At 64.4% G+C, this 21,312-nt stretch carries 18 protein-coding genes; 12 read left to right on the top strand and 6 right to left on the bottom strand.

What is annotated here, in order from left to right:
- The first annotated feature begins 5 nt into the window (after window positions 1-5).
- Window positions 6-758 (top strand): GntR family transcriptional regulator, encoded by a 753-nt coding sequence (locus tag BRA1253DRAFT_RS14240; protein WP_007595257.1) that lies wholly within the window; start codon window positions 6-8, stop codon window positions 756-758.
- 11 nt (window positions 759-769) lie between these two features.
- Window positions 770-1,750, top strand: coding sequence for a PDR/VanB family oxidoreductase (locus BRA1253DRAFT_RS14235; protein WP_007595256.1), 981 nt, complete (start codon window positions 770-772; stop codon window positions 1,748-1,750).
- A gap of 211 nt (window positions 1,751-1,961) precedes the next feature.
- On the opposite strand, the gene BRA1253DRAFT_RS14230 is transcribed toward BRA1253DRAFT_RS14235, so the two are convergent.
- Window positions 1,962-3,923: a bifunctional diguanylate cyclase/phosphodiesterase gene (locus BRA1253DRAFT_RS14230; protein ID WP_035995188.1), complete on the bottom strand. Its 1,962-nt coding sequence runs from the start codon at window positions 3,921-3,923 to the stop codon at window positions 1,962-1,964.
- Between the two features lie 421 nt (window positions 3,924-4,344).
- The gene (locus BRA1253DRAFT_RS14225) at window positions 4,345-4,716 is read right to left on the bottom strand and encodes a hypothetical protein (RefSeq protein ID WP_007595254.1); all 372 of its coding nucleotides are present in this window, start codon (window positions 4,714-4,716) and stop codon (window positions 4,345-4,347) included.
- Window positions 4,717-5,378: 662 nt separating this feature from the next.
- On the opposite strand from BRA1253DRAFT_RS14225, the gene BRA1253DRAFT_RS14220 reads away from it, so the two are divergent.
- On the top strand, window positions 5,379-6,836 hold the full coding sequence (locus BRA1253DRAFT_RS14220; protein WP_007595253.1) for a DUF1254 domain-containing protein: 1,458 nt from the start codon (window positions 5,379-5,381) through the stop codon (window positions 6,834-6,836).
- Window positions 6,837-7,000: 164 nt separating this feature from the next.
- Here the strand turns inward: BRA1253DRAFT_RS14220 and BRA1253DRAFT_RS14215 are convergent, their stop codons facing one another.
- A complete protein-coding gene (locus BRA1253DRAFT_RS14215; protein WP_007595252.1) occupies window positions 7,001-7,366 on the bottom strand; it encodes a nuclear transport factor 2 family protein in 366 nt (121 codons plus the stop codon).
- 100 nt (window positions 7,367-7,466) lie between these two features.
- Here BRA1253DRAFT_RS14215 and BRA1253DRAFT_RS14210 point away from each other — a divergent pair, with 100 nt between their 5' ends.
- From BRA1253DRAFT_RS14210 to hemC, 3 genes are read left to right on the top strand one after another with little or no spacing between them, the layout of a single operon-like run.
- Complete coding sequence (locus BRA1253DRAFT_RS14210) at window positions 7,467-8,057, top strand: TetR/AcrR family transcriptional regulator (protein ID WP_007595244.1); 591 nt, start codon at window positions 7,467-7,469, stop codon at window positions 8,055-8,057.
- A 51-nt stretch (window positions 8,058-8,108) separates the two neighbouring features.
- Window positions 8,109-9,734 (top strand): GMC family oxidoreductase, encoded by a 1,626-nt coding sequence (locus tag BRA1253DRAFT_RS14205; RefSeq protein ID WP_007595241.1) that lies wholly within the window; start codon window positions 8,109-8,111, stop codon window positions 9,732-9,734.
- A 25-nt stretch (window positions 9,735-9,759) separates the two neighbouring features.
- Entirely contained in the window at window positions 9,760-10,740 is a 981-nt protein-coding gene (hemC, locus tag BRA1253DRAFT_RS14200; RefSeq protein ID WP_007595240.1) for a hydroxymethylbilane synthase, read from the top strand.
- A gap of 203 nt (window positions 10,741-10,943) precedes the next feature.
- On the opposite strand, the gene hemE is transcribed toward hemC, so the two are convergent.
- Window positions 10,944-11,978 (bottom strand): uroporphyrinogen decarboxylase, encoded by a 1,035-nt coding sequence (gene hemE / locus BRA1253DRAFT_RS14195; RefSeq protein ID WP_007595237.1) that lies wholly within the window; start codon window positions 11,976-11,978, stop codon window positions 10,944-10,946.
- A 110-nt stretch (window positions 11,979-12,088) separates the two neighbouring features.
- Here hemE and BRA1253DRAFT_RS14190 point away from each other — a divergent pair, with 110 nt between their 5' ends.
- Complete coding sequence (locus tag BRA1253DRAFT_RS14190) at window positions 12,089-12,304, top strand: hypothetical protein (RefSeq protein ID WP_007595236.1); 216 nt, start codon at window positions 12,089-12,091, stop codon at window positions 12,302-12,304.
- A 169-nt stretch (window positions 12,305-12,473) separates the two neighbouring features.
- Window positions 12,474-14,378: a diguanylate cyclase gene (locus BRA1253DRAFT_RS14185; RefSeq protein WP_007595234.1), complete on the top strand. Its 1,905-nt coding sequence runs from the start codon at window positions 12,474-12,476 to the stop codon at window positions 14,376-14,378.
- Window positions 14,379-14,384: 6 nt separating this feature from the next.
- Here the strand turns inward: BRA1253DRAFT_RS14185 and BRA1253DRAFT_RS14180 are convergent, their stop codons facing one another.
- Entirely contained in the window at window positions 14,385-14,603 is a 219-nt protein-coding gene (locus tag BRA1253DRAFT_RS14180; protein WP_007595232.1) for a SlyX family protein, read from the bottom strand.
- Window positions 14,593-15,390 carry a rhodanese-related sulfurtransferase gene (locus BRA1253DRAFT_RS14175; protein WP_007595230.1) on the bottom strand — a complete coding sequence of 266 codons (798 nt, stop codon included), beginning with the start codon at window positions 15,388-15,390 and terminating at the stop codon, window positions 14,593-14,595. The genes BRA1253DRAFT_RS14180 and BRA1253DRAFT_RS14175 overlap by 11 nt, the downstream gene beginning before the upstream one ends.
- 186 nt (window positions 15,391-15,576) lie before the next feature.
- Here BRA1253DRAFT_RS14175 and ggt point away from each other — a divergent pair, with 186 nt between their 5' ends.
- From ggt to BRA1253DRAFT_RS14155, 4 genes are all read left to right on the top strand, one after another.
- Window positions 15,577-17,163: a gamma-glutamyltransferase gene (gene ggt, locus BRA1253DRAFT_RS14170; protein WP_007595222.1), complete on the top strand. Its 1,587-nt coding sequence runs from the start codon at window positions 15,577-15,579 to the stop codon at window positions 17,161-17,163.
- Between the two features lie 169 nt (window positions 17,164-17,332).
- Entirely contained in the window at window positions 17,333-17,947 is a 615-nt protein-coding gene (locus BRA1253DRAFT_RS14165) for a (2Fe-2S)-binding protein (RefSeq protein ID WP_007595221.1), read from the top strand.
- Between the two features lie 4 nt (window positions 17,948-17,951).
- Window positions 17,952-18,968: a xanthine dehydrogenase family protein subunit M gene (locus BRA1253DRAFT_RS14160; RefSeq protein WP_007595219.1), complete on the top strand. Its 1,017-nt coding sequence runs from the start codon at window positions 17,952-17,954 to the stop codon at window positions 18,966-18,968.
- A 2-nt stretch (window positions 18,969-18,970) separates the two neighbouring features.
- Window positions 18,971-21,262: a xanthine dehydrogenase family protein molybdopterin-binding subunit gene (locus BRA1253DRAFT_RS14155; protein ID WP_007595217.1), complete on the top strand. Its 2,292-nt coding sequence runs from the start codon at window positions 18,971-18,973 to the stop codon at window positions 21,260-21,262.
- Window positions 21,263-21,312: the final 50 nt, after the last annotated feature.

Here is a 21,312-nt window from a genome sequence, read left to right as displayed (position 1 = left end):
CCGACATGGCCGAGCGTGAGGTCGACCGCTCCGTCTCGCAGACCGTGAAGGCGCAGCTCGCGCTGCGCGACCAGCTCCTGTCGGGTTCATTGCGCCCCGGCGAGCGCATCTCCGAGCTGCAGGCGGTGGAGACGACCGGCGCCTCGCGCACCCCGGTGCGCATGGCGCTGGTGCGGCTGGAGGAGGAGGGCCTCTTGGAGGCGATTCCCTCCGGCGGCTTCATGGTGAAGGCATTCTCCGAGCGCGACATCTCTGATTCCATCGAGCTGCGCGGCACGCTGGAAGGGCTCGCCGCGCGCTTTGCCGCCGAGCGCGGCGTCTCCGCGCGCGAGCTCGAGCCGCTGAAGGAGTGCCTCGCCGCGATCGACGAGTTGTTGCGCCAGGTCCCGATCTCGGTCGATGCGTTCTCGTCCTATGTCACTCTGAACGCGCGCTTCCACGCCCTGCTCACCGAATTGTCGCGTAGCCCGCCGCTGATCCGGCAGATCGACCGCGCCTCGTCGCTGCCGTTTGCGTCCCCAAGCGGTTTCGTGATGGCGCAGTCGGCGCTGCCCGAGGCGCAGCAGATCCTGATCATCGGGCAGGAGCACCACCGCGTCGTGATCGACGCCATCGAGAATCGCGAAGGCGCCCGTGCCGAAGCGGTCATGCGCGAGCATGCGCGGCTCGCGGTGCGCAATTTGCGGCTCGCACTGCGCAACCGGACCCATCTCGACCTGCTGCCAGCGCTCGCGCTGATCAAGTCCGCAACCGATTGAGGGCCGTCACCATGCGCTTCATCGAAACCTGGATTCCGGCGACGCTCGTCTCGACGCGCGATCTCGCGCCCAGTATCCGCGAATTCCTGATCCGGCCGGACCAGTTCGATGGCGCCGCCTATGCGGTCGGCAGCCACATCAATATCAGCGTCACCATCGACGGGCAGCCGGAGACGCGGTCCTATTCGCTGGTCGGGGAAGCGTCGTCGCAGGGTCTAAGGATCGCGGTGCGCCGCGCCGAGGATTCGCGTGGCGGCTCGCGCTATATGTGGTCGTTGCAGCCGGGCGCGCGGCTCGACATCACGACGCCCGCCTCGCTGCTCGCAGTCGATTGGGCGCGTCAACATTATTGCCTGATCGCCGGCGGCATCGGCATCACGCCGATCCTAGGTGCGGCGCAGGCGCTGGCCCGGCGCGGCGCCGATGTCACGCTGCACTACGCGGTGCGCTCGCGCAAAGAAGCCGCCTATCTCGACGATCTCGCCGCCGTGCTTGGTGATCGCCTGGTCGTTCACGCCAGCGATGAGGGCAAGCGGCTCGATCTCGACGCGCTGTTCGCCTCGGTGCCCAAGGACGCGCTGGCGCTGTTCTGCGGCCCGATGCGAATGCTGGATGCCGCGCGCCACGCCTGGATCGGCGCCGGCCATCCGCTTCCCGATCTTCGCTACGAGACTTTTGGTTCGAGCGGCACGCTGCCGACCGAGACATTTCGCGTGCGCCTGAAGGGCTCAGATGTCGAGCTGGAGATCCCGCGCGAGCGCTCGATGCTTGATGTCCTCAACGCCAGCGGCCACGACGTGATGTACGACTGCAAGCGCGGCGAATGCGGCCTGTGCGCCATCGACGTGGTCGCCATCGACGGCGAGATCGACCATCGCGACGTCTTCTTCAGCGACCATCAGAAGCAAAGCAACCAGAAGATCTGCGCCTGCGTCTCCCGCGCACGGGGCACCATCACGGTGGATACGCTGCTGCGTGCGGATCCGGTCTAAACGAATTGCAGCGGGATCCATCTGGCGGAATGGAAGGCGCCGCGGGCTCCACCTCGCCCGCTTGCGGGAGAGGTCGCGCCGAAGGCGCGGGTGAGGGCTCTCTCCTCTTGGGGATTCCCTCTACGGAGACACCCTCTCCCCAGCCCTCTCCCGCAAGCGGGAGAGGGCTCACCGTCCTTGTGGTCGGCATTCGGGCCCATCTGATTTCCACCTACGCCGCGTAGGTTGCCCGCAGCTTCTTCGTGTCCAGCAGGGCCATGACTCCATCCGCCGACACAGGCCGGCTGATGAGATAACCCTGGACTTCGTCGCAACCGATCTGGTGCAGATATTCGAGCTGGTCGGCGGTCTCGACGCCTTCCGCGACCACGCCGATGCGCAGGTCGCGCGCGAGCCCAATCACGGATTTCACGATCGCGGCGCAGTCGGGCTGCACCAGCATGTCGCGGATGAAGGACTGGTCGATCTTGATGCGGCTGAACGGCAGCTTGCGCAGGTAGGTCAGCGAGGAGAAGCCGGTGCCGAAATCGTCGAGCGCCACGGTGACGCCGAGCTCCAGCAGCGCATTCAGGACGGATGCGGCGGAGGCGTATTTCGACAGCAGCATTGATTCCGTGATCTCGATCTCAAGCTGGTGCGGGGCGATCTTCGCGTCCGCGAGCGCCTGCACGATGATCTGGAGGAGACCGTTGTTGTGAAACTGCGCGGCCGAGAAATTCACGGCGACCCTGATCTCTTTGGGCCACTCGGCAACCGTCGCGCAGGCGCGGCGGACGACCCATTCGCCGATCTCGTGGATCAAGCCGGTTTCCTCGGCGATCGGTATGAATTCGCTCGGCGGCACCAGTCCGCGCTGGGGATGCTGCCAACGCAGCAGCGCCTCGAAGCCGGTGATGCGGTTGCCGCCGAGGTCGAGAAAGGGCTGAAAGACCAGGAACAGCTCGTCCCTGGCGATGGCGCCTTCCAGATCCGATTGCAGCGCCTTGCGGTCGCGTGACGAGCGGTCGTCGGCTTCCTCGAAGAAACACACCGTGCCGGGTCCGGCCTTCTTGGCGCGGTAGAGCGCGGTGTCGGCGTTCTTCATGATGTCGAGTTGCGTGCTGCCGTCACGCGGCGCCAGCACGATGCCGACGCTGGTCGCGCCGACGATCTGGCGGCCCTCGATCTGGAACGGTTCGTCGAAGGCCGCGACGAAGCGCTCGGCGATCTCGAGCGCATCCTCCGGCCGCGCCAGATTGGCCATCACCAGCGCGAACTCGTCGCCGCCGATGCGTGCGACATGCTCGGCCGCGCGGGTGCAGCGTTGCAGGCGGCTTGCGATCTGGACCAGAAATTCGTCGCCGGCGGGATGGCCAAATTTGTCGTTGACCTCCTTGAAGCGATCGAGATCGAGCAGGAGCACCGCGAATTCCTCGCCGGACAGAGCGAGCCGCTTCAAGGCAGCATCGAGCGTTTCGTTGAAGGCGACGCGATTGGGCAGATGGGTCAGAGGGTCCTGCCGCACCGTGCGCTCGGCCTCGATCTGCCGCATCACGCGCCGTGCGAACGCGAATGAATTGACGAATACGCCGCGCAACAACACGCTTCCGTAGACCACGACGAGAAAGGCGATCAGCAGGAAGGCGAGGTCGCCGCTCCTGCCGAGGCAAATGGCGATCCCGACGAAGATGGGCGCCGTGAAAGCGATGGCCGCGATCGGGATCGTGCCGAAGGCAAGCGCGCCGCCGGCCAGCATTCCCGAGCAAAGGCAGGTGATGACGAGCTGCCCGCCGGTCGAAGCGCCTGGGAAGAACGCGACCGGGACGATGCCCCAGGCGGCGCCGAGCAGAAAGGCATTGCGCACCAGCCGATGCATGGCGCGGCGCGAGACGAATTGCGGCTTGGTGATGCGGCGCGCGGCGTGGGATTGCAGACCGAACGCGATCGCAGCGCCGGCCACGGCGACCGCCCAGATCAGCGCGAACATCCGGTCGGGCGATTGCCACAGCGCGATCGCGAGTACGGCAGCATTGCAGGCGTTCGCCAGCATGATGCCGACCGAATAGCCGAGCACCAGCGACATCTGTTCGGCGCGGATATGGCCGGTGACGGCTTCGTCGGTTGCAGGACCGCCAAAGGCCGACAGATCGCCCGCGAACAGCCGCGCGAAATAGCTGGTCGTTTGAGTCTGCATTCCAGAGCCCAGCAGCATGGGCCGTTTGTCCGGCCCGATCCGGAGAATTCGCTGCAAACCTTTGACGAACTATGAATTATCCCCGCTTGCGACGATAGCCGCGACCACTTCTGCGTGTTCGTCACGTCGTATCGATAACAAATCGATACAAATGCGCGCCGGCGAGGTTACGGTCACGGAGCTTGGGGCGCTGAAGCTACTATGGCGCCATGGCCGGGCTAATCCGTTCGAAGGACAGCGTCGCGTCCGCTCGCCTATGTCCCGGCCATCGACGCCTTTGAGGCCACGAGGGAACGTGCGTCCAAACAGCTTCGAGCCGGCGGTCGGCTCGGTGCCGAGACTTCCGATCACGCGATGCGGTTAGGGCGGGAGCGCCTGGACTTGGCACGGCACCCGCCTGCAAATAATCCTCGGCGCCATCTCACAGCTTGTTTCGGTTCTTGCTCGCTCCCTTCAATTTTGGAGCGTCCGAAGTCGATTTTGCCCAATCCGCCATTTGCATGCAGGTCAGCAGGTCGACATAGCTGTCACTGCCGCCAGCCGTCGCTTCGCCTTCGCATCGGGTTCGAAGGCTGTCGGAATTCGTGAGCCAAACGGAATGAAGTTGTTGCAGCGCGGAATTTTCGTCGCGCATGCAATCGTCGTAGGACTGCGCCAGATCCAGGCCCATCGCCTTGTCAGTGGCTACGGTGGCCTTGCAGGTCGCCTCGACATTGAGTTGAGGGACGCGTTCGCTGACTGGAATTGTTGTTTGGCCGCCTATCATCGCCAAGGTCAGCAATACAATCTTCATGCAGGACTCCCCGTTTGAGATTTCACTGAAGCAATTTCATCAGGCGACCGAGCGGGCATCGTATTGATCTGAATCAAGGGGAACGAAGGAGATTGTCTCTCAATATTGTGCGAGTAAACACACCGACCAGCACCGAGACAGTTTCGGGCAACCAGCCCGATCGCGCGAGCAAGAACACGAGGCAGATTGTGATAGTAGTGGGGTATTGAAGACGCAGACGATCCCTGCTGGCCCAAACGTTCAGGTTGTGCTAAAGTAATTCTAGAGGGCCCGTATTGCGCAAGCGACCGAAGATGCCCCTCAAGCGACGCTAGTTCGACCAGGCTTTATATCTCTGTTTCTAGCAATTTGTTTCGAGTTCTGCAGACGCCGTGCGGCGTTTGATGCGGTCGGTGACGCACGTTATCTTGCAAGCAATAAGCGCCCCTCGCGCTGGATCGAAAATACTTCAATTCATACCGCCGCGAGCGGTGTGAACGCATCTGACATCGGCTTTGCTGCCATTCTTCTCTTCGTGCTGAATTCCGGTGGCGCCACGCTGCAAGGCAATACGCTGAGACCTTCAATGCTCAGACCCTCGAACGCGGTCATTCCGACGGTACAAAGTGAATTGAACGAAGTCGCAAATCAGAGGTCACCAAATCAGAAGAGGAGGATTCGACATGTTTCGAGGAATTCTGACGCTGACAATTTCTCTTTGCCTTGGTGCGGCGGCCGTGCCTGTCGCGCAGGCGCAGGGCACTGCACCGGCCATCACCGAACAAGAGGCGCATGCCATCGCAGTGGATGCCTATGTCTACTTCTACTCGCTCATGTCGATGGACATCTCGAGAAAGCAATTCACCAACGGCACGACCGATTTCAGAGGTCCGATGAATACCTTTGTCAACGTGCCGGAATACCCCCCGGCCAATTTCAAGGGCGTGGTGCGGTCGAACTTCGACACGCTGTATTCCGTCTCCTGGCTGAACATGACCAAGGAGCCTGTCGTCATCTCCGCACCAGATACAAGTGAGCGCTACTATCTGCTGCCAATGCTCGACATGTGGACCGATGTCTTCGCGTCGCCAGGCTGGCGAACGACGGGCACCAAGGCCGGCACGTTCCTGATCACGCCCCCGGGCTGGCGGCCCGATCTGCGCGAAAGATTCGCGGAAGAATTCAAGCTTCCGAGCGACACCCAGCGCATCGAGGCGCCGACGCCCCATGTCTGGGTGATCGGCCGCACCAAGACGGATGGCCCGCCCGATTACGATGCCGTCCATAAGATCCAGGCCGGTTACAAGGTCACGCTGCTTTCCGAGTACGGCAAGACACCCAAGCCGGTCGAGTTCAAGCCGGACCCAAGCGTCGACATGAAGACGCCGCCGAAGGTCCAGGTCGATACCATGTCGGCCGGCGTGTACTTCGCCAGCGCCGCAGAACTGCTCAAGCTTCACCCGCCGCATGCTACCGATGAGCCGATCATTGCGCAGATGAAGAAAATCGGCATCGAGCCCGGCAAGAGCTTTGACATCGGCAAGCTCGATCCGGTGTTGCAACGGGCGCTGGAGACCGCTCCGCACGACGGCCAGAAGCTGATGGCCTGGAAAGTGCCGACACTTGCGCGGGTCGCAAATGGCTGGTCGATGAACACCGATACGATGGGTGTCTACGGCAACTACTATTTGAAGCGGGCCATCGTCGCCCAACTTGGGCTGGGCGCGAACCTGCCTGAGGATGCCATCTATCCGCTCAATCTCGGCGACGCGACCGGCAAGCCGCTGGATGGAGCCAACAAGTACACAATTACGTTCGAGAAGGGCGCCGCCCCGCCGGTCAACGCCTTCTGGTCGATCACGCTATACGACCCGGAAGGTTTTCAGGTCGGCAATGCGCTCAACCGTTTTGCCGTGAGCAGTTGGATGCCGTTCAAGTACAACGCAGACGGGTCGCTCGATATATTCTTCCAGAATGATAGCCCGGGCAAGGACAAGGATGCGAACTGGCTTCCGGCGCCGAAGGGAGCCTTTAATCTGACCATGCGCCTTTATAGCCCGAAGTCCGATGCGCTGACCGGAAAGTGGAATCCGCCGCCGGTCGTGAGGACGGAGGCCGGAACAGTGGGCTTGGCCCAATAAACTTGATTTGAGCGCCGGCGCTTTGGCGCCGGCGTTCGACCGCATGAGCACAATGGCGATGCGGCTCAACTGGCCCAGGACCGAAGCACCGTCGATCCTGCGTTCGGGCGAAGGGGATGGTAGCCGCCGGGTGTGAAGCCGGTCTCGTAGAGACAGTCAGCGGCTCAGCGTCCCAATTGTTTGGGGTCGTAATAAAACCGTTCTTCGATCAACTGATCGCCCCGCCACCTCTGCCACGCGATCTCATCCAACGTTCGGATGATGCCCTCGGCGTTGGTGAAGCTGAAGGTCCAGCGCGTGGCGACATGATCGCCTTCGATCAGGCTCGGCCCGATGCGCACTGCCTTGACCTCCTTGAAGGCTGCCAGCACGCCGCGCTCCTTGGCCGCGAGCTTGTCGCGTCCGACGAGGGGTTCGGCCTGGTTTTCACAGGTGGCAGCGTCCGGCGTGTAGTAGTCGAGGATCGCCCCGACGAAATCCCCGTCCTCCAATCGTTTGGCAAAAGCTTCGACGACATCACGGCTCGGCATGGCGCACCTCACAAATAAAACCGACTGGTAGTCGGTAAATACCGACCGGCGGTCGAAAAGTCAACTGGCTGTCCTCGTCCGTTTCGACTACAGCAGAGCCATGGCGAAACAGGCGGAGCGGCGGGCTGCGACATCGGAAGCGATCCTGACGGCGGCGCGCCGCCTGTTCGGGTCGCAAGGCTTTGCCGCGACGACGATGGACGAGATCGCCGAAGCCGCCCGCGTCGCCAAGGGCGCGGTCTATCATCACTTCAAGACCAAGGAGGCGGTGTTCGAAGCGGTGTTCGACCAGGTCTCGCGCGACCTCGTCGCGGAGATCGACAGCACGGCCCGTGCCGAGAAGGATGTGCTTGCCGCGATGGTCGCTGGCACCCAGCATTATTTCGCCGCAACCGCGAAGGGGCCGACCGGCCAGATCATCCTGCGCGACGGCCCGGCGGTGCTCGGCTGGGAGCGCTGGCGCGAGATCGACGCCAAACATTTCGGCGGCAAGCTGCCGCGTGCGATTGCGGCGGCGATGGAGGCTGGCCTGATCGCGCGGCAGCCGGTCGAGCCGCTGGCCCGGCTGCTGCTCGGCGCGGTCACGGAAGCGGCGGTCGCCTGCGCCGGCCGCGCCGATATCGCAAGGGCGGGTGCGGAATATGCCCGTGCGTTCAGGTCGCTGGTCGAGGCGCTGCGCGTCGCTGCATGATCGTGCTAAGTGATGATTGGAAACGCTCCCCAACAAAAAGAACAGTAGCGCATGAACGCAACTTCCTCCCTCTCGCCCTCCGACCCTGAGTTCGACTACGTCATCGTCGGCGCCGGCTCTGCAGGCTGCGTGCTCGCCAACCGGCTCTCGGCGAACGGCAAGCACAGCGTACTGTTGCTCGAAGCAGGCCCGAAGGATTCCAACATCTGGATCCACGTGCCGCTCGGCTACGGCAAGCTGTTCAAGGAAAAGACCGTCAACTGGATGTACCAGACCGAGCCGGAGCCCGAGCTGAAGGGCCGTCAGGTGTTCCAGCCGCGCGGCAAGACGCTGGGCGGGTCGAGCTCGATCAACGGCCTGCTCTATGTTCGCGGCCAGCACGAGGATTACGACAGATGGCGTCAGCGCGGCAACGCCGGCTGGGGCTATGACGACGTGCTGCCCTATTTCAAGAAGGCCGAGAACCAGTCGCGCGGCGCCGATCAATATCACGGCAGCGGCGGCCCGCTGCCGGTGTCCAACATGGTGGTGACCGATCCGTTGTCGAAGGCGTTCATTGACGCCGCGGTCGAGAGCGGTCTGCCCTACAATCCTGATTTCAACGGCGCCACCCAGGAAGGCGTCGGCCTGTTCCAGACCACGACGCGCAATGGCCGCCGCGCCTCGACGGCGGTGGCCTATCTCGGCCCCGCCAAGGCCCGCGGCAATCTCAAGATCGAAACTGGCGCGCTCGGCCAGCGCGTGTTGTTCGAGGGCCGCCGCGCCGTCGGCGTTGAATACCGTCAAGGCGCCAATTTGCGCCGCGCCCGCGCGCGCAAGGAGGTCGTGCTGTCGAGCGGCGCCTACAACTCGCCGCAGCTGCTTCAACTCTCCGGTGTCGGACCCGGCGACCTCCTGCGCAAGCACGGCATCGACGTCGTGCTGGACGCGCCGGGCGTCGGTCACGACCTCCAGGACCACATGCAGGTCCGCATTGTGATGCGCTGCTCGCAGAAGATTACGCTCAACGACACCGTCAATCATCCGCTCCGCCGCACCATGGCCGGCGCACGCTATGCGCTGTTCCGCAAAGGCTGGCTGACGATCGCGGCGGGCACCGCGGGCGCGTTCTTCAAGACCAGCCCGCGGCTGGCCTCGCCGGACATCCAGGTCCACTTCCTGCCGTTCTCGACCGACAAGATGGGCGAGAAGCTTCATGGTTTCTCCGGCTTCACCGCGTCGGTATGCCAGCTCCGTCCCGAAAGCCGCGGGTCCTTGCGCATCAAAAGCGCCGACCCGACGGTGCCGCCGGAGATCCGCATCAACTACATGTCGACCGAGACCGACCGCACCACCAACGTGGAAGGCCTGAAGATCCTGCGCAAGATATTGCATGCACCGGCGCTGAAGCCGTTCGTGGTCGACGAGTACGATCCCGGAGCGAAGGTAGCCACGGATGCCGAGCTGCTGGATTATTGCCGTGAGCGGGGCAGCACCATCTACCATCCGACCTCGACCTGTCGTATGGGCAATGATGCGCTCGCGGTGGTCGATCAGCGGCTGAAGGTGAGGGGCCTCGAAGGCCTCCGCATCGTCGACGGCTCGATCATGCCCGATCTCGTATCGGGGAACACCAACGCGCCGATCATCATGATCGCCGAAAAGGCCTCCGACATGATATTGGAGGATGCGCGGTAAACTCGCGTCTTGAGAGGATTTGGACTTGGCTACGCGATTCAAGATCGGCACACGCAAGAGCGCGATGGCGCTGGCACAGACGGAAGAGATCGCGCGCCGCTTGACCGCTGCCTTGCCCGATCTCGACGTCGAGATCGTCAAGTTCGACACCACGGGCGATCTCGACCAGACCAGCAAGCTGTTGCCTCATGGCGGCAAGGGTGGTGCCTTCGTGGCCCAGATCCGCGCCGCCGTACTGTCGGGCGAACTCCAGGCGGCGATGCATTCGCTAAAGGACATGCCCGGCAACGAAGACACGCCCGGTCTCGTGATCGGCGCCACGCTCTCGCGCGATCCTCCCAACGACGCGCTGGTGCTGCGTGATGGCGTGACGCTGGAGGCGCTGCGCCAGTCGCGTGGCAAGGATTTCAAGATCGGCACCAACGCCGTCCGCCGCGCCGCCTATGCGCGGCGATTGTTTCCCGACGTCGAGATCATCCATTTCCGTGGCGCCGCCGACACGCGCGTGCGAAAACTCGACAATGGCGAGAAGCAGCGCCTGCCGGATGGCGGCGCGGTGGGGCCTGCCGATGCGCTGATCATGGCGCGGTCCGGCCTCGACCGCGTCGGCCTTTCCCATCGCATCGGCTACGAATTCTCCGCGGCGGAAATGCTGCCGGCAGCGGGGCAGGGCATCGTCGCGGTCGAATGCGCGGCACAGGACTGGCAGACGCGTCGCATTCTCGCATCGATCGACGATCCCGCTGCTCACGCCTGCGCCGATGCCGAGCGCGAGGTGCTGTGGGTGCTGAACGGCCATTGCAATTCGCCGGTGGCGGGCTTTTCGACCATTGCGGGCGATCAGATGTCGCTCACCGCGTCCGTGCTCGATCTCTCCGGCAACACCATCATCGAAGCCTTGCGTTCGGGTCCCGCCAATCGTCCCCGCGAACTCGGCCGTGCGGTGGGACTGGATCTGCTGGCCAAGGGCGCCGCCGAGATTATCGAGCGCAGCCGGCCGCGCTAAGTCGGCCGCGAGGCGGGCATCGGTGTGATGATGGCATCATGCGCCTGTTTTGCCCGACGGGTCAAATGTTGGTGCGATCCGATGCGATGACGGCGCACCTGATTTCCGTCCGCCCTAAGTCATTGATCGGGCGTGGCCTCTCTACTGTGCATGGGGTTGTTTTCGTGCTTTTTTGTTTTCCCACTCCCCAGGCGCAAAATAAATCAGCCCCGCACACGCTTCAGCATCTGCTCAACATGGGCGATCGGCGTCTCCGGCTGGATGCCGTGGCCGAGATTGAAGATGAACCGCCCCTGCGCAAAATTCGCCAGCGTGTCGTCGACCGCGCGGTCGAGCGCGGCGCCGCCTGTGATCAGCACCAGCGGATCGAGATTGCCCTGAACCGCAACCTTGCTCTGCACGCGCTCGCGGATGAAGGCCGGCTCCGCGGTCCAGTCGATGCTGACAGCGTTGACGCCGGTCGCCTCGACGAACCCGGGCAGTTGCGCACCGGCACCGCGCGGAAAGCCGATGATCTTCGCATCCGGCACCTTGGCGCGCACGCCTTCGACGATGCGCCGGGTCGGTTCGATCGACCAGCGCGCGAACTCGGCGGGTGGCAGCACGCCGGCCCAGGTGTCGAAGATCTGCAAGGCGTTGGCGCCTGCCGCAAGCTGCGCCAGCAGATATTCGATCGAGTTCTCGACCAGCACGTCGATGATCTCAGCGAACGCCTCCGGATGCCGGTAGGCCATCATCCGCGCCGGCGCCTGGTCAGGCGTGCCCTGGCCGGCGACCATGTAGGTCGCCACCGTCCAAGGGGCGCCGCAGAAGCCGATCAACGCGATCTTGGGATCGACCGCGCCGCGCACGATTTTGAGCGCCTCGAACACCGGCGCGAGCTTGCCGAAATTGGCGTGCTTGGCCAGTGTCGCGACCTTGGCGGGATCATCCAGCGGCTCGAGCCGCGGACCCTCGCCGACCTCGAAGCGCACGGAGCGTCCGAGCGCATAGGGGATCACCAGGATGTCGGAGAAGATGATCGCCGCATCGAAGCCGAACCTCCGGATGGGCTGCAGCGTCACCTCGGCGGCAAGCTCCGGGTTGAAGCAGAGGTCGAGGAAGCCGCCGGCCCTGGCGCGCACCTCGCGATATTCCGGCAAGTAACGGCCGGCCTGCCGCATCATCCAGATCGGCGGAATGACCTGCCGCTGGCCGGAGAGGACGTCGATGAAAGGCTTTGTCGCAGACTGGGGCACGAACGGTCCTGAGGATGGTTAGGGCTCCTGATACACCGCCGCGGCCCGAAGCGGAACAGGGGAACCAAGCGCAATTCGACCGCGTTGACCAGCCAACGGAGGACGAGACCATGGCTGAGACATTCAACCCCGCGCCGCATGACAAGCACGCCGACGATCTGCACGAAGCGCTCGCCGCCGATCGCCACGCCAAGCTCGACGCCGGGCTGAAAGATACCTTCCCGGCGTCCGATCCCGTGAGCGCCGCCCAGCCAACGCCCTCGAAGGCCGATGCGGAGGCCGACAATCCCTCGCTCTGGGACAAGGTTAAGGCCATCTTCAGCTAGCCGCGGGAGCGCCGGATTCCGATAGGTCTGCTAATGCCCTGTTAGCGATGCGCTGATTTCGGTGTCCGTACGACTACGGGAACCGCCGACATCGCCGCATATTCTGCGGGCGTTTCAGAGTTCAATAACAGAAGCAGCAGAGTTTCCGATCTTCGGAGAATTCTGCCGCATGAGTGCTGTGACCCAAAGAGCCGGATTGAGCCGCCTGCCGCTGCGGGCAGCTGCGTTCGTCGCGCTGACCTGCGTGGCCATCCTCGGCGTCAGCGGCTGGCGGGAATGGGCGGCCCGCGACGCGGTGCTCAAGGGCGCCGAGACCGAGATGGCCAACGTTGCGCGATCGCTGACGCAGCATGCCGATGACAGCCTCGATCTGCTGGATTCTGGCGTCGTCGGCGTCGTCAGCCGGCTGGAGATGGACGGCACCGAGCCGGCCACGATCGCCAAGCTCAGAACCCTGCTGGAGGTGCGCAAGAAGGCGGTAGAGCGCATCCACAGCCTCGCCATCATTGACGACCGCGGCAACTGGTTGACCTCGCCCGGCACGATCGGCTCGACTCTGAACGACGACGCGTTCTTCCGTTATCACCAGCTCTCGCCGAAACGGGAGCCCCATGTCGGCCGGCCGGTGAAGAGCCTGCTCGACGGCGAGTGGGTCGTCACCCTGTCGCGCCGTTTCAACAAGCTGGATGGCAGCTTCGGTGGCGTGGTGCTCGCGACCATCAGCTCGGGATATCTCTCGCATTTCTACGAACAGTTCGAGATCGGCCGCAACAGCTCGGTGGCGTTGACACACGGCGACGGCCTGATCATCGCGCGCTACCCGAGTAACGAGAAATACATCGGCCGCAGCGTTGCCAATACGCCGCTGTTCCGCGACGCTGCTCTGCAGCGGCCGGGCGGCGTCTATCATTTCAAGTCGCCGCTCGATGGCGCCGAACGCGTCAGCTTCTTCAAGCGCTCTGGCCGTTATCCGCTGGTCCTGCTCGCCACCGTCGACAAGGACGAGCTGCTCGCACCCTGGCGCGCTGCGGTGATCTCCCGCATGCTCTACGTGCTCGCGTTGGTCATGCTGATCGCAATCATTGGTGCGGTGCTGGTGCGGCAGTTGCAGCGGGGCCAGAGCATGGCGGCCGCGCTGGTCGAGAAGGAAGCGAATTTCCGACTGCTTGCCGAAAGCTCCAGCGACATGGTGACGCGTATGGGGCTCGACGAGCGGCTGCGCTATGTCTCGCCATCGTCGATTGGCGTCGTCGGCTGGCGCGCCAATCAGCTGATCGGAACCCTCGCGCTCGCCGGCATTCACGCGGACGACCGGCCGCAGGTCCAGGCTCTCGTCGACGCCATGAAACGCGGCGAGAAGGAGGAGGTGCGCGTTACCTATCGCAACGCGCACCGGCAGAACGCCGAAGTCTGGCTCGAATCGACCATGCGGGTGACCCGCAAGGAGAGTGGCAGCGTCGACGGCGTGGTCGCGATCTCGCGCGACATCACCGAGCAGAAGAAGCTCGAGACCCGGCTCGAAACGCTCGCGATCGAGGACAGCCTCACCGGGCTTGCTAATCGCCGCCGCTTCGATGAACGACTGAAGGAGGAGTGGGCGCGTGCCTATCGCGAGCGCTCCAGCCTTTCCCTGCTGATGATCGACGTCGACCACTTCAAGTCTTACAACGACGAATACGGCCATCCCGCGGGCGATGCCTGCCTCCGGCAGGTGGCGCAGATCATCGCCGCCGAGATGCATCGTTCCGGCGATCTGGCGGCGCGTTACGGCGGCGAGGAGTTCGCCATGCTGCTGCCGAACACCGACGCTGCCGGCTGCGCCCTGATCGGCGACCGGATCCGACGGGCGATCCGCGATGCGGGCCTCGTCCACGCCAGCAACCATGCGGCTGGCTGCGTCACCGCTTCGCTCGGCGGTGCTGCCTGCCGGCCGGCGCTGGAGCGCACGGCCGGCGTCACCTCGCTGATCGAGGCCGCCGACCAGGCGCTCTATGCCGCCAAGGAAGCCGGGCGCAACCGGCTGATGATGTCGGGCGAGGTGAGCAACCTTCTTCTCAAGGCGTCCGGTCAGTAACCCCGCTCAATAATGCGGGGGGCGCTCATTGGCGGCTCCCGGCGCATTCGCCTCGGCCTCCTGCAGCCGCTCGCCGAGCTCTGCGATCCTTCGCGTCAGCGCGTCGATCTGCTTCCACTGCGCGGTGATGGTCTGGTTCAGCGTCTCGATCGCGTCGTCCTGATAGGCGAGGCGCGTCTCAAGCGTGTCGATGCGCTCGCCGAGCGTCTGGATCTCATTCGTCACGTGCCGCGTCCTTATTTCGTTCGGGCGAGCCAAGTTCTTGCAAGCCGAGTTGTTGCGCGCCAAGTTGCTGCAAACCATGACCGAGCGCGACCCGTTCGTCGAACACGAAGCATTCGCCGCGCCAGCGACTCTGAGCCTCCGGCACCTCTTCCAGATATTTGAGAATGCCGCCCTTGAGGTGATAGACCTCGGCAAAGCCGCGCGCGAGCAGATGCGCGCTCGCTTTCTCGCAGCGGATGCCGCCGGTGCAGAACATCGCGATTCTGCGGTGTTTGACAGGATCGAGCCGTTCGGCCGCAAATTCCTTGAACTGGCCAAAGCTCTCGATGCGTGGGTCGAGCGCGCCGTCGAACGTCCCCATCGCCACCTCGAAGGCGTTCCTGGTGTCGAGCACCAGCGTGTCGGGCGCCGCGATCAGCGCGTTCCATTCGCTCGCATCGACATAGGTGCCGACCTGCCGGGTCGGATCGGCGGCTTCGTCGCCGAGCGTGACGATCTCCTTCTTCAGCCGGACCTTGAGCCGGCCGAATGGCATCGCCTCGGCGGTCGAGAACTTCAATTCGAGATTGTTCAACCTGCCGCTGAAGATGTCGCCGTGCGCGAGCTCATGGACGAGAGCGTCGATCGCCGCGCCCGCACCCGCGACCGTGCCGTTGATGCCCTCCTGCGCGAGCAGCACGCTGCCCTTCACCGCCAGGCCGGCGCAGAACGCGCGCAGCGGCTCGCGCAACTCCCGGTAATCGGGCAGGGCGGCGAATTGGTAGAAGGCGGCGACCTTGCAAATCATGGCGCCCGTTTAGCAGGCGGGGCGCGCCCGGAAAACCCGCAAGAAGCAGCTCTATTCCCAGCGGATGGCAACCATTTCCCTGGTATGCCAGCATTGCCCCGGCGGGCCGGAATGTGTCATGTAGGCGCGGCTTTTTCCGAAACGACACGCCATCCGCGCCAGACGCCCAACGAGAGCAAGAATTCGATGAGAAACTTCCATTTCCCCGGCAGGTCCACGGTCCACGCCACCAACGCGATGGTGGCAACCTCGCATCCGCAGGCGTCACTCGCCGCGATCGAGGTGCTGCGCGAGGGCGGCACGGCGGTGGACGCGGCCGTTGCGGGCTCGGCCATTCTCGGCGTGATCGAGCCGCAATCGACCGGCATCGGCGGCGACTGCTTTGCGCTGATCCAGCCGCGCGGCGAGGGCAAGATCATCGCCTATAACGGCTCCGGCCGCGCCCCGAAGGCGGCGAACGCCGACTGGTATCTCGAGCGCAAGATCAACTCCGTGCCGCTGACCTCGGCGCATGCGGTCTCGATCCCCGGCGTGATCGACGCCTTTGCGACCGTTTTGCGCGATCACGGCAAGTTCGGCTTCGACCGCCTGCTCCAGCCCGCGATCAAGGCCGCCGAGGAAGGCTACGTCGTCGCCCCTCGCATCGCCTTCGACTGGAAGAACCAGTTCGAGAAGCTGAAGGGTGGCACCAACACGGAGCGGTATCTGTTGCCGCACGGCAAGCCGCCGGTGGCCGGCGACGTCATCCGCCAGGCCGAGCTCGGCAAGACGCTGCGGGCGATCGCCAAGGACGGCCGCGACGCCTTCTACAAGGGCCCGATCGCCGAGGACATGGTGGAGACCCTGCGCGGAATCGGCGGCCTCCACACGCTCGACGATTTCGCCGCGCACACCACCGAGACGACGACGCCGATCGGCACCATGTACAAGGGCTACGACGTCTGGCAGTGCCCGCCGAACGGACCCGGCCTCACCATGCTGCTGATGTTGAACATCCTGTCGCGGTTCGACCTGACGAAATACGCGCCGCTCAGCGTCGAGCGCTTCCACCTCGAAGCCGAGGCCGCGCGCATCGCCTACATGCATCGCGAGCTGCATGTCGCCGATCCCGAGCATATGCAGATCGAGGTCGCCAGGATCCTCGCCAAGGAATACTGCAACGAGCACATCGACAAGATCCGCATGGACGGCATGCTCGACCTGCCGAACGTCGCGCCGCCGATGAATCCCTCGACCATCTACATCACCGTCGTGGACAAGGACCGCAACGTCTGCTCGTTCATCAACTCGGTCGCGCATTCCTTCGGCTCCGCCATCGTCTCGAACAAGACCGGCATCCTGCTCCAGAATCGCGCCGGCGGCTTCCGCATCCAGCCCGGCCACCCGAATTGCATCGCCGGCGGCAAGCGCCCGCTGCACACGATCATGCCGAGCCTGCTCACCAAGGGCGGCCGTTCGGTGATGCCGTTCGCGGTGATGGGCGGACAATATCAGCCGGTTGGCCAAGCCCATGTGGTGACCAACATTCTCGATTATGGCTGCGACGTGCAGGAGGCGATCGATATGCCGCGCGGCCTGCATTACGAAGGACAGTACCAGCTCGAGGACAGCGTGCCGGCCAATATCGTCGAAGGCCTGAAGAAACTCGGCCACAAGACCACCAGCGTCGTCGGTCCGCTCGGCGGCGCGCAGGCGATCTGGATCGACTGGGACAAGGGCACGCTCACCGGCGGTTCCGATCCGCGCAAAGACGGTTGCGCGCTCGGATACTGACCGCCGCGCACGGGGTTCCCCGCGCAACATCAGCAAAATTTGACGAAGGGCGACGCGGCATTTGCTGCGTCGCCCTTTCTCGTTCGGAACGGAGTTCACTGCTTCAGGTTAAGGGCCGATGAGCGGTGCAGGCGTGCGCTGCTCTTGCTCGAAGCGGCGGAGGCCCTCCATGTCCGAAAAATCAGGTTCCGGACCGACCGGATTCGATCGGCGCGCCTTCATGGCTGGCGCTGCCGGCAGTGCGCTGGTCCCCATGACAGCGCGTGCGGCCGCCCAGGATGCGAGCGTGTCGGCCGCGCAGGATCCGGCGCTCCCCGTCGATGTCACGCTGCGGGTCAACGGCACGGACAAGCGCCTGCACATCGACGCGCGCACAACGGTGCTCGACGCGCTGCGGGAGCATCTCAAGCTCACCGGCAGCAAAAAGGGCTGCGACCACGGCCAATGTGGTGCCTGCACGGTACTGATCGACGATCGACGCGTGGTGTCGTGCCTGACGCTCGCGCTCGCGGCCGAGGGGCAGGAGATCACCACGATCGAGGGCCTTGCCACCGACGATCATTTGCATCCGATGCAACAGGCCTTCGTCGACAACGACGCGTTTCAATGCGGCTATTGTACGCCGGGCCAGATCATGTCCGCCGTGGCCTGCGTCAAGGAGGGGCATGCGGGCAGCGAGGCCGACATCCGCGAATACATGAGCGGCAACATCTGCCGCTGCGCCGCCTATCCCAACATCGTCGCTGCCGTGAAGCAGGCCGCGCCCGAGATCATGAAAGGCTAGGCCCATGCGATCGTTTTCCTACCAAAGGGCAACAGACCCCGACATGGCCGTGCAGGCGCTCAGCGCTGCCGCAACTGCGAACAATCCGCTGACCAAGGCTACAGCACAGCCGCTCGCCGGCGGCACCACGCTGATCGACCTGATGAAGCTGGACGTGATGCGGCCCGCGGCAATCGTCGATATCAATCCGCTGGCGCGCAGCTGGTCGGCGATCGAGCCCGGCAGTGACGGCTTGCGGCTCGGCGCGCTCGCCAAGATGTCCGACGTGGCCGCGCATGCCGAGATCCAGCGCAACTATCCGGTGATCGCGAATTCCCTGAAGCTCGCCGCCAGCGCCCAGCTGCGCAACATGGCGACGCTCGGCGGCAACGTGATGCAGCGAACGCGTTGCAGCTATTTCCGCGATGTCTCCTATGAGAATTGCAACAAGCGCAATCCCGGTTCGGGCTGTGCCGCCATGGACGGCGTCAATCGCATGCATGCGGTGCTCGGTACTTCCGATCAGTGCATCGCAACCTATCCCGGCGATTTTGCCCAGGCGCTGATCGCGCTGGATGCGGTGGTCGAAATCACCGGCAGGTCCGGCACGCGCAGCCTGCCGTTCGCAGATTTGCACAAGGCGCCCGGCACGACGCCCGAGATCGAGACCACGCTTCGGCCCGGTGAGCTGATCTCTGCGTTCTCCATTCCCGGCCGCTGGCCGCGCTCGGTGTATCTCAAGGCGCGCGACCGTCGGTCCTACGAGTTCGCGCTGTCGTCGGCTGCGGTCGCGCTCGATGTGCAGGATGGCACGATCAGGGACGCGCGTGTCGCGCTCGGCGGCGTCGCCACCGTGCCGTGGCGGGCGCGCGAGGCTGAGGCGCTGCTGAAGGGACAGAAATTCGACGACGGTCTGGCGCAGCGTGTGGCCGATGCCGCGTTTGCCGACGCCAAGGGCCGCCGGCACAACAGCTTCAAGATCGCGCTCGGCAAGCGCGTGGTGGCGCGCGCGCTCCAGCAGGCCGTAACCATGGAGATCTGATCATGACCGCTGCAGCTCCCGAGCCGAAAGCAAACATGGGCCATCCCGTGCCGCGCTATGACGCGGCCGCAAAGGTCACGGGCCGGGCGACATATGCGTCCGACATGCCGCTCGACAATCCAGCCTACGCATTCCTGGTCACCAGCGCCATCGCCAAGGGCCGCATCGACGGTTTCGATCTCGACGATGCCAGGCAGGTCCGCGGCGTGATCGACATCGTCACGCACGAGAACGCTCCGAAGCTGAAGGAATCGAAACTGTTCAGCAATGGCGGCTATGCCGGGACCACGATCCAGCCGCTGAAATCAGCCGACGTCGCCCATGATGGCCAGATCATCGCCGTCGTCATCGCCGAAAGTTACGAGGCGGCGCGCGAGGCCGCCAATCGCGTCAAGGTCAGCTACACGGCCGTGGCGCCGAGTGCGAGCTTTGAGTCGCCGGGGACCACCACGGCGGCGGCAAAGGGACAGAACGCACAGTTCAAGGAAGACCCGGAGGTCGGCGATTTCGCCAAGGCGTTCGACGCAGCCGAGGTCAAACTCACCGCCTCCTATGACACGCCGACCCAGCACCACAATCCAATGGAGCTGTTTACGACGAGCTGCGCCTGGATGGGCGACAACCTCGTCATCTACGAGGGCAGCCAGTATGTCTACGGCCTGAAGAACGGCGTCGCCGAGCAGCTCGGCATCGACGCCGACAAGGTCCGTGTCGTCAATCCCTATGTCGGCGGGGGCTTTGGTTCGCGCGGCTCGATGACGCCCCGCACCGCCATCATCGCCGGCATTGCCAAACGCCTGAACCGGCCGATCAAGCTGGTGCCGACCCGCGACCAGGGTTTCACCATCGCCACCTACCGGGCCGAGACGCGCCACGAGATCAGGCTTGGTGCGGGCCGGGACGGCAAGCTGGTGGCTTTGAGGCACGACGGCGCGGAGGTTTCGTCGCGTCCGGATGCCTATTGCGTCGGCGGCACGAAGACGACGACGCGGCTCTATGCCTGCCCGAACGTCGCAAGTCTGGTGTCGATCGTGCGCGCTGACCGCAATACGCCCGGCTTCATGCGCTCTCCGCCGGAGGTGCCGTATCTCTTCGCGCTTGAGAGCGCGATGGACGAGCTTGCGGTGAAACTGAACATGGACCCTGTCGAGCTCCGCCGCATCAACGACACCACCGTGGAGCCGATCGGCGGCAAGCCTTATACGTCGCGGTCCTTGATGGCGTGCTTCGACGAGGCCGCCAGGGCGTTCGGCTGGTCGCAGCGTTCGCCGCAGCCGAAATCGATGTCGGACGGCGACTGGCTGATAGGCTATGGCTGTGCCGCCACCTGCTATCCGACGCAGATGGCGCCCTCTGCCGCGCGCGTCCGCCTCCAGCGCGACGGCCGTACCCGGGTCGAGATCGCCGGTCACGAGATCGGCACCGGCGCGTATACCGTCATCGCCCAGACCGCGGCCGAGCGGCTCGGCGTGCCGCTGGAGAAGGTCGCGGTGTTCCTGGGCGACAGCGATCTGCCGCCGGCGCCTGTTGCCGGCGGTTCGAACTCGACTGCCAGCACCTGCTCGGCGGTGATGATGGTGTGCGACCGAATTCGTCAAAGGCTGTTCAAGGCCGTGATGCCGAGCGACAGCCTAGCCGACAAGGCCAAAGAGACCGTCGGCATCAGCCAGGCGCCGAGCACGCAGGCGGCGCAGAGCGATCGTCCACTCGATATCGAAAAGGCCTTCGACGCACTCGGTGTCGGTATCGTCGAGGAATACGGCGAGTGGAAGCCCGAAGGCGCGCCGCTGGATTCATTCACGGCGATGCACAGCGGGCACGCGCGGCTCGTCGGTGGCCATCAGATGAAGGACAAGATCGCGTACGCCTTCGGTGCCGAGTTCGTCGAGATCCGCGTCAACCGCTTTACCCATGAAATCCGCTGCCCCCGGCTGGTCGGAGCGTTCGCGGCGGGCCGCATCATGAATCCGCGCACGGCGCGCAGCCAGCTCATGGGCGGCCTGATCTGGGGCATGTCCTCGGCACTGCTGGAGGCCACCGAGATCGACGAGCGCAATGCGCGTTACGTCAACGACAATCTAGCCGACTATCTCGTGCCAGTGAATGCCGACGTCCCCGGTGTCGAGGTGATCCTGCTTTCCGAGCAGGACGATCACATCAACCCGGCCGGCGTGAAGGGCCTCGGCGAGCTCGCCAATGTCGGCACCAATGCGGCGATCTGCAATGCGATCTATCACGCCACAGGCCAGCGCATCCGCAAGCTGCCCGTGCGGCTGGAAAATATCGAGGCCTGAGGGGGTGGCAACGGCGTCGGCGTTGCGCTAGACCCCTTCCGCCTCAAACG

This window comes from Bradyrhizobium sp. WSM1253 (assembly GCF_000244935.1).
GTDB classification, from domain to species: domain Bacteria; phylum Pseudomonadota; class Alphaproteobacteria; order Rhizobiales; family Xanthobacteraceae; genus Bradyrhizobium; species Bradyrhizobium canariense.
This window is presented reverse-complemented; position numbering and strand designations above follow the sequence as displayed.